Source organism: Microcoleus sp. Pol12B5 (genome assembly GCF_036701335.1).
GTDB lineage: Bacteria > Cyanobacteriota > Cyanobacteriia > Cyanobacteriales > Microcoleaceae > Microcoleus.
The window spans coordinates 9,890-22,178 of record NZ_JAUBQQ010000004.1 but is presented as its reverse complement, the minus strand read 5'-3'; the positions used below and the strand labels follow the sequence as shown (position 1 = coordinate 22,178).

General features: G+C 45.3%; 11 protein-coding genes. 5 read left to right on the top strand and 6 right to left on the bottom strand.

All coding sequences use genetic code 11. From position 1 onward, the window contains the following. Nucleotides 1-189 precede the first annotated feature (189 nt). On the top strand, nucleotides 190-1,230 hold the full coding sequence (nrdJ, locus tag QUA24_RS03545) for a ribonucleoside-triphosphate reductase, adenosylcobalamin-dependent (protein WP_445242583.1): 1,041 nt from the start codon (nucleotides 190-192) through the stop codon (nucleotides 1,228-1,230). Between the two features lie 82 nt (nucleotides 1,231-1,312). Here the strand turns inward: nrdJ and QUA24_RS03540 are convergent, their stop codons facing one another. Then, nucleotides 1,313-2,599: a Glu/Leu/Phe/Val dehydrogenase gene (locus QUA24_RS03540; RefSeq protein WP_333227261.1), complete on the bottom strand. Its 1,287-nt coding sequence runs from the start codon at nucleotides 2,597-2,599 to the stop codon at nucleotides 1,313-1,315. 330 nt (nucleotides 2,600-2,929) lie between these two features. Between QUA24_RS03540 and QUA24_RS03535 the strand changes: the two genes are divergently transcribed. Further along, the gene (locus QUA24_RS03535) at nucleotides 2,930-3,541 is read left to right on the top strand and encodes a DUF4126 domain-containing protein (RefSeq protein ID WP_333227259.1); all 612 of its coding nucleotides are present in this window, start codon (nucleotides 2,930-2,932) and stop codon (nucleotides 3,539-3,541) included. Between the two features lie 194 nt (nucleotides 3,542-3,735). On the opposite strand, the gene hemH is transcribed toward QUA24_RS03535, so the two are convergent. Beyond that, the gene (gene hemH, locus QUA24_RS03530; RefSeq protein WP_333227257.1) at nucleotides 3,736-4,899 is read right to left on the bottom strand and encodes a ferrochelatase; all 1,164 of its coding nucleotides are present in this window, start codon (nucleotides 4,897-4,899) and stop codon (nucleotides 3,736-3,738) included. A gap of 441 nt (nucleotides 4,900-5,340) precedes the next feature. Here hemH and QUA24_RS03525 point away from each other — a divergent pair, with 441 nt between their 5' ends. Continuing rightward, the gene (locus QUA24_RS03525) at nucleotides 5,341-5,622 is read left to right on the top strand and encodes a hypothetical protein (RefSeq protein WP_333227255.1); all 282 of its coding nucleotides are present in this window, start codon (nucleotides 5,341-5,343) and stop codon (nucleotides 5,620-5,622) included. 274 nt (nucleotides 5,623-5,896) lie between these two features. Here QUA24_RS03525 and QUA24_RS03520 read toward each other — a convergent pair whose 3' ends face one another. The 3 genes from QUA24_RS03520 to QUA24_RS03510 form a co-directional block, all read right to left on the bottom strand. Beyond that, complete coding sequence (locus QUA24_RS03520) at nucleotides 5,897-7,018, bottom strand: hypothetical protein (RefSeq protein ID WP_333227253.1); 1,122 nt, start codon at nucleotides 7,016-7,018, stop codon at nucleotides 5,897-5,899. Nucleotides 7,019-7,384: 366 nt separating this feature from the next. Then, complete coding sequence (locus QUA24_RS03515; RefSeq protein WP_333227251.1) at nucleotides 7,385-8,101, bottom strand: GDYXXLXY domain-containing protein; 717 nt, start codon at nucleotides 8,099-8,101, stop codon at nucleotides 7,385-7,387. A 109-nt stretch (nucleotides 8,102-8,210) separates the two neighbouring features. Then, entirely contained in the window at nucleotides 8,211-9,611 is a 1,401-nt protein-coding gene (locus QUA24_RS03510; protein ID WP_333227249.1) for a DUF2157 domain-containing protein, read from the bottom strand. Nucleotides 9,612-9,802: 191 nt separating this feature from the next. Between QUA24_RS03510 and QUA24_RS03505 the strand changes: the two genes are divergently transcribed. Next, the gene (locus QUA24_RS03505; RefSeq protein ID WP_333227248.1) at nucleotides 9,803-10,396 is read left to right on the top strand and encodes a Uma2 family endonuclease; all 594 of its coding nucleotides are present in this window, start codon (nucleotides 9,803-9,805) and stop codon (nucleotides 10,394-10,396) included. 900 nt (nucleotides 10,397-11,296) lie between these two features. Here QUA24_RS03505 and QUA24_RS03500 read toward each other — a convergent pair. After that, nucleotides 11,297-11,860, bottom strand: a complete 564-nt coding sequence (locus tag QUA24_RS03500; RefSeq protein ID WP_333227246.1) for a hypothetical protein — start codon at nucleotides 11,858-11,860, stop codon at nucleotides 11,297-11,299. A gap of 219 nt (nucleotides 11,861-12,079) precedes the next feature. Between QUA24_RS03500 and QUA24_RS03495 the strand changes: the two genes are divergently transcribed. Next, nucleotides 12,080-12,289 (top strand): hypothetical protein (locus QUA24_RS03495; protein WP_333227244.1); only part of this gene is annotated, 210 nt, incomplete at its 3' end.

Below are 12,289 nucleotides of genomic sequence, written 5' to 3'. Positions count from 1 at the left end.
CCGTAGAGCGTACCGGGTGAACCTTCTTTATTGAAGAATATAATCCTGGCAAGAGTGCGGGGCATTTACGACTAAGGTAGATGAAAAAGTACGCCGAGCTACAGGGAAAATTGAATCTGTAGAACTAAAGGATAAAAAGCCTTTAGGGTAACAAAACTGGAAATCATCGGCTCTAATTTCCACTGTAATTTGGCGGAGGTTCACCTCAATCAACTTGACCCTTACAACTTCAAAGAACAGGAGGAAGCTTTCAGGGCTGCAGCTCTATCTGTCGCGGTACTTCTCAATCACAAATTTCTTGAACCCCGCTATCAATACAGTCGCGAACTAGACCCCATTGTCGGCGTATCTTTCACGGGATTGTTCGATTTCTTCGTTCATGCTTTTGGCGTTGAGTGGCTGCGCTGGTGGGTGGAAGGCCGCCCGCAAACTCCGCAAGGAATTGCTTTTAAACAGCGGGAAGAAGAGTGTTTGAGTGGTTGGCGCGAGATTGTCGATCGAGTAGTATGGGATTATTGCGATCGCCATTCCTTAAAACGCCCAAATCGCTGCACAACCGTTCAACCATCGGGTACTAAATCTCTGCTGACAGGTGCTTCGCCGGGGTGGCATCCGCCGAAAGCCCAGCGTTTCATTCGCCGAATCACTTTTGGCAAAAACGACCCCGTAGCCCTCGCCTGCATCGACTACGGATACAACGTGATTCCGTCTCAATCTGACAAAGATGAAAACGGCAATTTGCTGAACAATCCCTTCGATGAACGCTGTACAGAATGGCTGGTAGAAATACCTGTTGCGGTAAGTTGGGCTGACTTGCCCGGTGCTGATGAAATTGACATTAACAAGTTCTCAGCGGCGGCACAAATGGACTTTTATATGCAGGTGCAAAAGTTCTATGTCAGACATAACACTTCGGCCACGATTGAACTGCGCGAAAATGAAGTGGAAAGTTTGGGCACTCGGATTTATGAAGCCATTCGCGATGATGAAGGCTACATTTCCGCAGCCCTTTTGGCTAGGTTTGATGCTCTTGAAACTTTTCCGCGTTTGCCCTTTGAACCGGTGAGCAAGGAAACTTACACCAAGATGGTGGAAGAGACTTTAGCGCGCCGCCAAATAGATGTTTTTCATGCGGCACTAAGTCGCTATGACTTGGGGGAAATGATGGATTCGGGGCCTGCGGGCTGCGATTCCGATAAGTGTTTGATGCCGGAGACTAAGGCTATGTAATAGCCAATAGCTAAATCCCCGACTTCTGAAATTACTTCGATATTTCACGAACATAACCAGAAGAAGTCGGGGATTTTATTTCTCAACCATTCACATAATAATCCCGCGTTCCCTTCGCATTCATCGCTTCTCCGAGTCGATTTAACCCGTACACGTAAGCCGCAGTTCTCATGGAAACTGACAATTCCTGAGATTTTCTCCAAATTGCCTCAGTTTCTTCGACCATTTTATGCTTCAACCGCTGGTTGACCTCCTCCAGCGTCCAATAAAGTCCGCTGCGATTTTGCACCCACTCAAAATAACTAACAGTTACGCCTCCCGCATTGACTAAAATATCAGGAATTACCTGAATTCCCCTCGCTTCTAAAATCAAATCAGCAGCAGAATCAATCGGCCCGTTAGCTACTTCAAAAATAAACTTAGCCTTAATATCATTAACATTCGCTTCAGTGATTTGATTCTCCAAAGCTGCTGGAACCAGCACGTCTACATCTAATGCTAAAAGCTGTTCATTTGTCAAGATTTCGTGTTCGATAATATTGCAAACAGAACCTTCACAGTAAAGAGCTTTGATACCTTTGTTAGAGTCTTTAAAGCCTCGAATACTGGGGATATCCAGCCCTTGTTTAGCATAAATTCCCCCTTGGGAATCGCTGACAGCAACAATTTTGTAACCTGCTTTCCAGAGCAGTTCAGCTATTTCGGCACCTGCATTACCAAAACCTTGTACCGCTACAGTTGTATCTTGAGGATTTAGCTCAAATTTGGGTAGAATAGTTTGTACTACAAAAAAAGCACCCATTGCTGTTGCCGTATCTCTGCCCAAGCTGCCGCCAATTGTCACTGGTTTTCCAGTCACCACCGCTGGAGAAAGCTGCCGCTTAATAATATTGTACTGATCCATCATCCAACCCATAATCATGGGATTGGTGTAGACATCCGGCGCGGGAATATCGACATCGGGGCCGATGAAATCTGCGATCGCATCGACATAGCCCCGGCTCAACCGTTCCAATTCCAGTTTGGACAATTCCTTGGGATTGAGAGTAATTCCGCCCTTGGCTCCTCCAAAGGGCAAGTTCAAAACTGCACATTTAAAAGTCATCCAAAATGCTAAGGATTGCACTTCATCCAGGGATACTCCCGGATGATAGCGCACTCCTCCTTTAGACGGGCCTCTGGTATTGTCGTAGCGCACCCGATAACCTTGAAAAATTCGTAGGGAACCGTCGTCCATCCGCACGGGAATCGATACAATTAAACTGGATTTGGGGTGTTTCAGCCGTTCGATCGTATCCTCGGAAAGGGACACATATTTTAAGGCTCGTTCTAATCGGCGGCTGGCATCGGCAAATAATGATTCAGACATAAGAAGTTAGTTGACTGTTGACTGTTGTTAGTTGACTGTTGTCAGAGAGAAGAAGGATTCGGGTGCTTAAGCTAATTTAATCACAATCCTGGTTGAATGCTGCCTCCTTTATTCTGACAACAGTCAACTAACAACAGTCAACTGCGATATTGTCGATCGACGATATCGCAGTGCCAAGCAGGATTAAGCAGATACACTTACAATAGAGGGTGATATTTAAGCTCAAGCCTCAATTTGAGTTCGATCGCTCAAATCATAGCCAGCCATCAGGGGAATTAAATTCTGAAATAGATCGAGGCTTTTGCTGACGTTAGAAACTGAATTATTATTATGGTTGGACTCCTAGCCGCACTCTCTGCGTCTGCGGCAGGGGGTATGAGAATTGCCCTGCCCCTGCTGTTAATTGGTTTGTTGCGGATTGACAAACTTTGGTCTGAAATACCTCTATTGTCGGGGGTTCCCCCCCAGGTGGCTATCACCATCTTGGTGAGTTGGTCGCTGTTAGAGTTATTTGCTTCTAAAACCTTTGTAGGACAGCGGGTGCTGCAAATTGTGCAAATTATTTTCAGCCCCATTGTAGGAGCAATTATGGGAATTGCAATCGCTCAAGTAAGTTCGATCGAGGAAATTATTGTTCACCCTTGGATGCTGTGGATAATTGGTATTGTCGGAGGTTTGTTAGCTTTAGTCCTGCAACTGGTACAAGCAGGATGGTTTTATCGGCTGCGGGGTTTGCCGATTTGGGTGATTTTCCTCCAAGATGTTCTGTGCATTTCCTTGGTTTTGTTTGCCTTTGACGCACCACGGCAGGGAGGGTTAGTTGCGATGACGCTGCTGTGGCTGGCAATTCGCAGTTCTAAAGAGTGGTATCGCTGGTACAAAAGTCAGGGAATATCGGGCGATAGGGGAAATCCCCGCCGCCGCAAGCGCGATCCTGATTAATTAGTGATGAGTTATTGGTGATTAGTAATATCGTTTACGGTTGTTTCGGAATGATTTAACTGCAGAGACCGCAGAGGGCGCTGAGGAAGAGAAGAGAGAGATGAATAATTCCGATACCAACCAATTTGATATCATTAGTCATTTATAACAACAGTCAACAGTCAACAGTCAACTGCCAACTGTCAACTGTCAATTTAAAGCAATCCGATCGAGTGTAGCGGGCCTTGACCCGTAATTAACTCCAGCAATAGTGCGACAAAACCAATCATCGCCACACGACCGTTCCAGACTTCCGCCCCCGTGGTCAAACCCCACTCCCACTGCTCTTGAGGGTACATTTTCACTGTCTTGGAAGGGCGTATCACATCGGAGAATTTAACGCTGGGAGATTCGATCGACTCGATGACTAAATCGGCCAAGGCTTCAATAAACACCGGATGAGTATTCAGGGCGGGCACTCGGTAGAAATTTTTAATCCCCGATTCTTCTGCTAATTCTCGATACTCCATGTCAATTTCTTGCAGAGTCTCGATGTGTTCGGAAACAAAACTAATCGGAACTACCAACAAATCTTGGACTCCATTTTCTGCCAATTCGGTAATGGCGTCTTCGGTGTAAGGCTTGAGCCATTCCACCGGGCCAACCCGACTTTGATAAGCTAGAGTGTGTTCGTTCGATCGGTTCAAATGTTCCATAATCAGACGAGTGCAATCTTCAATCTCGCGTTGATAGGGGTCTCCAGCCTCTTCTACGTAGCTGAGGGGGACGCCGTGGGCACTGAAAAAGATGTGAACTCGATCGGGATTCGGATTGTGGTCTAGTTGTTGGGCTATCAATTCCGACATTGCCTGAATGTAACCAGGCCGCTGATACCAAGAAGGAATCGCGGTATATTGTATATCCTTGAGGGCAGGATCTTTGCCCCACATTTCTTCTAGCTGCCGAAAGCTAGAACCGCTGGTGCTGATGGAAAATTGAGGATACAGCGGCAAGATTGTCAAATGTTCGATGCGATCGCGCTTAATTTTGGCGATCGCCTCTTCAGTAAAAGGATGCCAGTAGCGCATCCCCACGTATACTCGAGCATCCTGTCCCTTTTCTTGCAAGAGTTCTTGCAGCGAAGTGGCTTGTTCCTCGGTAATCCGCCGTAAAGGAGAGCCGCCACCGATTTGGCGGTAGTTTTCCTGGGATTTTTGAAAGCGCAGGGTCGAAATCAACCAGGCGAGCGGTTTTTGCATCCACGGAAACGGAATGCGAATGATTTCCGGGTCAGCAAACAAGTTGAACAGGAAAGGACGGACATCCTCGATTTGATCTGGCCCGCCCAAGTTTAATAGCAATACTCCCACACGACCCATAGCGGTTACAGCTCTCCCATCGTCTCAGTTCTGTTACTTATCTTTATCATATAATTTAATAATATCTTAAGTCGATAGCAAGGTATACATAATTTTGACTATAGCAACAATTTTTAGAGATTTAAGTTATCGGTTTCAGTGTCTCTAGGATTGCGATCGCACCTCTGGCTGCTTTGAGCGTAAGCGGCAATCCTCGTTTGGGTCAACTAGCCTGGGAAAATTTCACCGTCAGCGCCGAAACTAAAGTTTTAGAGGGTTGCTGCGGTTGCGGTCAAACTAAGCAATTTCTGGTGCAATATTTCCAGGATGTCACAGGACTTGACGCTTCGCCATTATCTCTGCAACGGCCCCCGAAAAATGTACCATCAGCCAATTATTATTTAGAAGCTTTTGCCGACTGTCAGTTTGACAGGAGTACACAGCAGCGTTGCGATGCACTAAATGCAAGGGGCGCAATTGCGACAAATCTTCCAGGAAGTATACCGCGCGATCAAGTCCGGTGGTCTATTCATTTTGGTAGATTTTCATCGGCATATAAATCCGGTATTTTGGCCAGGGTTGGCTGTTTTTTTGTGGTTGTTTGAGACTAAAACTGACTTGGGGAGTTTGTTGGCAGAGGTAGGATTGCGATCGTACAATTCCGAAGTAACTCCACAACCCAAACTTTATGCTGGTGGCAGCATTCAAGTAATCCAAGTTCAAAAGTCATATCAAATCCGGTAGCATCGTCGGGCATCAAATCCAATCAACCCTCAACAACCACCCAGGGTGCAACCGGAATTAATCTAATTTATCTGCGTTAATCTGTGTCTATCTGCCTGTATCTGCGGTTAGAAAAAGAAAAATTAACCGCAGATAAGAATGGATTGACGCTGATTCACGCAGATAAAGAGAATAGATATCTGAATAATTCCGATGCTAACAGATTTGATATCATTGGTTTCCCTATCAATCCAGATAATCTGCAATAAGTCTACTAATGACTAATGACTAATGACTAAACAAACTTTTTCGCTTCTGCCAAAGCTGCCTCAAACTTGAGCAATACATCCTTTTCTGTGTGAATAGCTTTCTCTTGTTCCAGCAGCGGGCGGCCAAAGCGAAAAATACCGTCCTGTTCTACGTGATCTACATAAGGGAGCGTTTCTGGATGTGGCAAAAATTTTCTGCCGATGGTGTACGGCGTGTGGAAAGAAAAACTAAAATCGGGAAACTTGTCGCTTTTGATTTCGAGATAGTAAAGCGAGTAATAATCTTTGGTTTCGCAGTACACACATTCGCGGCACTTATTTACAAGTTTGCGGTTCTGATAGAAAAAATCCCACTTATCCCAAAAGTAGCCATCTTTCATCATTTCTTGGTGGTCGTCACACAGTTCGAGATATAATTTGTCAGAATCCGCCGGACGGTAGAAGTAAAGCATGGCGTAGGGCATCTCAATCAGTAACTTGACTGCTTGATTTTTTCGCTGATACCATTCCTGCTGGTGAGTTTCGTAGACTTCCTTATATTTAATTGCTTTAAAGCTGTTGAGCTGATTTTCTTTGGCCCAGCGCGATGCCCAAACTGTCCAGTAAGCTAGCTGGAAGGTTGCTGAAATTTCTTCCGAACCTTGTTCTTTCCAGTCGGCAATGATTTTTTCCCAAGCTGAACTAAAAGCTATTCGTGATTGTTCGTTTTCTTCAGGCTTTTCTGTATTGATTGGGGTGGGTATTTGGCGATTATTTTTAATCAGCCCTTTGGGTTCTTGGCGCCAATTATTAATATCGCTTGGCGTTAGACTTAAGATGAATCTTCTGTCGTGAACGGGATATTCTAGATGGATTCCTGATTTGCGGAAAGAGCGGTATTCTAAAATAGGGAGTTTGTCTTGTTCAATCCACTGCTGGCGTTCTGCTGGCGAACACTTGAGTATTGCTTCTAATTCTACCGGATCGACGGCTAATTCACTTTTGAATGTCTCCCAAAATCTTTCTTGTTCGGCTGGATTTGCTTCCAGCAGGGATACAATTCGGTTGACGAGATGATCGGTTTGGTCTTGGCAATTTTCGGGAAGTCCTAAGAAGTCGAGGAGTTTGGTCTTGAGTATTCGTCTGGCAGAGATTAGCTCGGCTAACATGAGAAGCTCCAGTAGAGTCATGACTTGCGCCCTTGAATTGGCAAGATTTGCACAAGTCTTATATATCTTAATAGATTCTCTTGGGTTGTCGGCAATTGAAATGTCTGCGCGAGGGAAGCTATCCCGATCGCGCGTGCGAACCCGTTGCGGTAGGGAATCGCCCAACCTTCGCCCCATCCCTAAGCTAAAATACTCAAAACAAGGGCAAAAGACCGATCGACCTTTTGGCTAAATTGGCTAAAACTCATATGTTGCACCATTCTCAATTACTTGTTTAGGAACAGGCAAGATGCCTGTTCCACAAAGTATAAATTTTCTTGGGGAACAGGCATCTTGCCTGTTGCTGACAATGGTGCGAGATATCAGCTAAAATCGATAATTGCGATCGCGCACCCACAAACTCACAGGCACAGCATGGCCTGTTTTGTCAACCTTGACTTCTACCAAAAAAGATTGTCGCTGCTTCCTTTGAGCTTCGCTAATGTCCTGATTGACTTTTTCCCTTTCATCCTCTGGCATATAATAAGTTTCTAACCCGTATTCCATCTGCCAACCGTTATATTTTCCCTTAATTGCGATTTGATTGGCGGGCAAATTGGCGGGATTTTCCCGACTGACGCGGACGGGTTTCCAAGGTTGGGGGCGACCGGGATTAGTCGCGGTTTTTGGCGCTTCTAATATTACATAAAAACTGGTTTGTGGCTTGAGGCTGTGCGTACTTTGTGGACAAACAACTGCGGGCGGACAATATATTTTTTCCGTCGTTAAATCTTTCCAGCCGGGGAGTTTTTGGAGATTTGTGCGATCGGAAATATTATAGCTCAAAACTTGGTAATATCCGCGCAAAAAGTCGTAAGGATCTACTGGTGCTGTTTGCAGGACAACTGTTTTGCCAGTAATAAAAGTGTAAACTGATGGAGCTGGTACGGCGGCAATTAGTCCGATTTGCAGCAGCAAAGGAACCCACAGCCGCCACGCGGGAAGGCGTTGCGCTGCGGGGGGAAGGGTGAATGATGGGGAATTAGCGCTGGTATCTGCTATTTCGGGACTTTGATCTGTTGAATCTGGATTTTCGGTGTTCATATTGGGAATTGGGAATTGGTTCGCAGAATAATATCGTTGAGCTTTGAATCGGCATAATCATCTTCCGAGTGCACTGCAAAGGGGACGATCGCACTATAGTAGAATGCTCCTATTCATCGGGGATTTTTGCGAAGTGGCGCTCGAACCACAAACCAGCAGCAATTACGCCAATTCCGCATAAAACAAAGACAAAAGATTTGAGCAACAATCCTGTGTTATATTCAAACACTCTGCTGATAATTTGCAGGGTGATTAATACCATGCCTCCCCAAAAAGTCTGGCGGTTTCCTAATGCTAAACCTTCTCGGATTAAGCCGACAGCGAGCAAAAATGATAAAACATTGAACAGAAAAGTTGCTAGTTGAGGAAGGGGAGTAAAATTGAGGTGAATAAGCGGTATTAAGGCGCTGGCGAGGATTAAAATGCCGATCGCACCTGTGGTCAAATCCCCTCCTTTTTGTTTCGGTCGCCGCAGTTCCAAACGTCCCAAACGCAGCCATTCAAACACTGTGAAACCGCCCAAGACAGCCACATTTGCCAGCAAAACCCAATCCGGCTTACTTGGCGAAGGATTCGGCGAATCTTGCCAAAACCCGTAGAAAGAAAGAACATAAAACAAACCGGCGAGAAACAGCAGTGCTAAACTGCGGGCGGTAGGTTGAAACAGCTTGTTGCGTACCTTGGGCCAGATTGCATCGTCGTATCCCCACAGCAAAGCGGGCGGTAGGGCGCAAAACATTGTCACAGCCCAAGTTTGATTTAACCCTTGGACAATTGAAACTTGTAGGGAAAAAATTATCGCGATCGCACCTATGGCAAAAATAGCACGCGACCGACACCAATAAGCCAGCGGCACAAACATTATACTGGCTGCGATCGGCATTTGCCGCACCAAAACTTCCAGCCAAGAAAACTCGACTTTAGAAGACCAATCTAACACGGCAAGCCAATAGCCCAAACCGATTAAAAGTGCGGACAAAACGCCCAAGGAAGTCAACCGCAAACTGTAAGCCATTCCGAGCACGCCGATTCCCCAAGCAAGGAAAAGTCCGTAGGAAGAACCGCCTATGTGGAACATTTGCGCCATCAATGCCATATTTGCTCCTAAAATCAGAGCTCCTAACAGCAACAATCCTTCACCTAGGAGTTTGTTTCGCCCTTTTGTTGCGGGCATATTGGGATTGGAGTTTTGGCTTCGGGATGGGGGAATTCGCCACAGATAGAAACCTGCTGCATTGACTGCTACGAAAAGACTTAGCAGCAGTGCAACTCTCACTTCGCGTGACCAAACTTGCCAGTTTGCGGCTACAAACGTGATGACTCCTATACCGAGGAGAATGCCGCCGAGACTGATGAGAATGCTGAGGAATCGGTTGCGGGAGGCGGTTTCGAGTGTGTTGAATTGGTAGCGTTCGGAAAGTTGTTGGTAGAATGAAGTGTCGATGAGTCCTTCTGCTTGCCAGAGTTTGGCTTGAGATCGCAACTCGCGCCGAAATTTATCTGAAATCATTTTTAATATTCCAGAGGATTTGAACTGTGATAGTTTTTAATATGTCATTTGTGGGTCGATTGTCGATGGAGGCTGGGACACCTGCTGAACTTGCACAGCAGATTTGATTGATATGCTTCGGCTGTTGAAACCGTTTCTACATAAACAAACTCCCAGCAGAAAGGAACGAATAAATCAAGGAATGTAATTTTATGGTACAAGCTCACTCTAAAAAATTAACTTTTGACGAGTACCTTAATTACTCAAATGATACGGGTCAACGCTATGAGTTAATTGATGGGGAGTTAATAGCTTTGCCACCAGAATCTGAACCTAATAATTTCATTGCTAACTATCTATTTTTCTATCTTGCTCGCAGCGGGCTAGTGCCACTCAGGCTGATTAAAACGCATAATTGCGAGGTTCAAGTTGCCGTTTTGCGATCGGGAGATGCGGCCAACCGCTACCCCGATTTGATAATTCTGGAACCTGAACACATTCCGCTGACAGCAACCAGGCTAACTATCACTTTCGATATGCTGCCTCCTCGGTTTGTTGTGGAGGTAGTGAGTCCGGGTAGAGTGGGCAGCGATCGGGATTACGATCGCAAACGGGCTCAGTACGCAGCGCGGGGCATCGCAGAGTATTGGGTTATCGATCCAATAGAAGAAGTGGTGACGGTTTTGCGGCTTGAGGAGGGGCAATATGTTGAGGTTGGGGTGTTTCGGGATGGAGAGGCGATCGTATCTCCGATGTTTCCACAGCTAAGTTTGACGGTTCAACAGATTTTGAGTGGAGAGGTTTAAGGGCGGATCGATAGCTAATTGGTTAGCATTCATCTAACCACCTACCGATTAGTGAAAATCTACACCTTCAACCTGATTAAGGCCATGTTTCAATCCCTGATAGGGATTTAGGTTGATTGCAACCTGTAAGTTTCGCTAACAGTCACACCCTTTTTAGATAGTGACGTGAGAATATCACCAACCTTACTTTGCTAAATAAATCTAGGCGGGGAAAATTCTATTTCCCAGCCTACCTAAAGGCTGCAACCCTTACACATCAGAAAACGCCCATATCCTGAGCCAATATTTGGAGAAGGGGCAGATCTCGCTCGATTGCAGATTCAATTTTATTACGTTATAATCTAAGAGTCAGCCAACCACTTGTAAAAATATAGCTTTTGCTGTTTTCTACAAAGTAAGAACGGCTGTATCAAACCAGCAATTATACTCTCTCAAAATACAAGAATAAGCTTAGCCGGCGTTCCTCAAGGAGCGCCTTTTTTTTTTGCTTGTTTCCAAACGAAAGGAGAGTGTGTTGCACAATCAAACCAGAATAATTAAACAATGAACAAAAGTCTGTACTTAATCTCTACTATTACTCTAACTGCTGCGTTGAACTTCTTGCCCGCTTCTTCAAGCAGTATTCAGCTAGAAAAGGCAGCACTGAGTATAACTCTAGTTGAATATGTGAAAAAACTCCTAGATAAAGAGGATTAATCGTAGATAGGCGAGGGATTCCCATCTACAGCTTACAATGTTGTAACTTCATTAGGATTCGCTCATTTCCTGATTTAGAGCCTCAAATAAAGATAGGCGGGGATAGTCACATTTCCCCGCCTAAGCCTTGTAACCCTTGCTACAGTGAATTAAATTTTGAAAAACTATGAATTACCAATGTATTCTATAAGCTTAGCTTTTGCTTTAGCTGTTATTCATTTTCCCCCAATATTCAGCTAGCATTGTTTGACCATGTTCTGCCATTAGATGACTGCAATAATCTTCCCACACCCCAACAGTCCAATACCTTATATTAGATTGCAAAAGTTTATACGCCTCGCTTTTCTCTGGGTATCTGATATACAAAAAGTCTTCAGGATATGTAATTTCTGTAATAGCTGGAATATTATGTTGAACCATTATTTTTAATAGGTTAATGCCTTCAAAATTTTCCATCCTTGTATGCTGAATGACGTAGGACAGGTTAGCCGGGTTTAAACGGTCAGCGACGACGATGATACAAAAGCCTAAATACAAAGGGTCTTCATGTTCAGTAATAATCCAACCTTCGTCAAATTTTTCAACAATAGCCTGCGCTTGATTTTCCTCTGAAACTAAACTAATCCACCAGCTTGGTATATCTTTTGTGTTAAACCCATAGCCGCACATTAACCAAAAACTTCCAACAATATTTTGATGGCAATTCTTAAGCAAATATTCTGCTCTAGTGCAATCTGTCACGCCTATCCACGGCAACAATACACTCATTATTAATTTCCTAATCGATTAATTTTTAACCCTTGTTATCCTACTTAAGTTTCATCCAACCTGTCAACACGTTACACACAGGTACACTTACCGCTCCGACCGCGCTAGACCGTGCCACTGCTCCGACCGTGCCAGCGCTCCGACCGTGCCACCTTGCCAGCGCTCCGACCTTACCCGACGTGCAGCCGTGTCTGTGGTGCGATTCTGCCAGCCGTGCCAGTGCAACCCAACCAATCACCCCAAAACCTGTTAGACCGCGCTAGATGGTGCATTTTGCCAGCTTGTCAGTGCCAGCCGTGCGAGTGCGAGTGCCAGCGAGTCGATCGCCGTGTTGCCTCGGAGTCATCCGATCGCCTCGGAGTCATCCGATCGCCTCGGAGTCATCCGATCGCCTCGGAGTCATCCGATCGCCTCGGAGTCATCCGATCG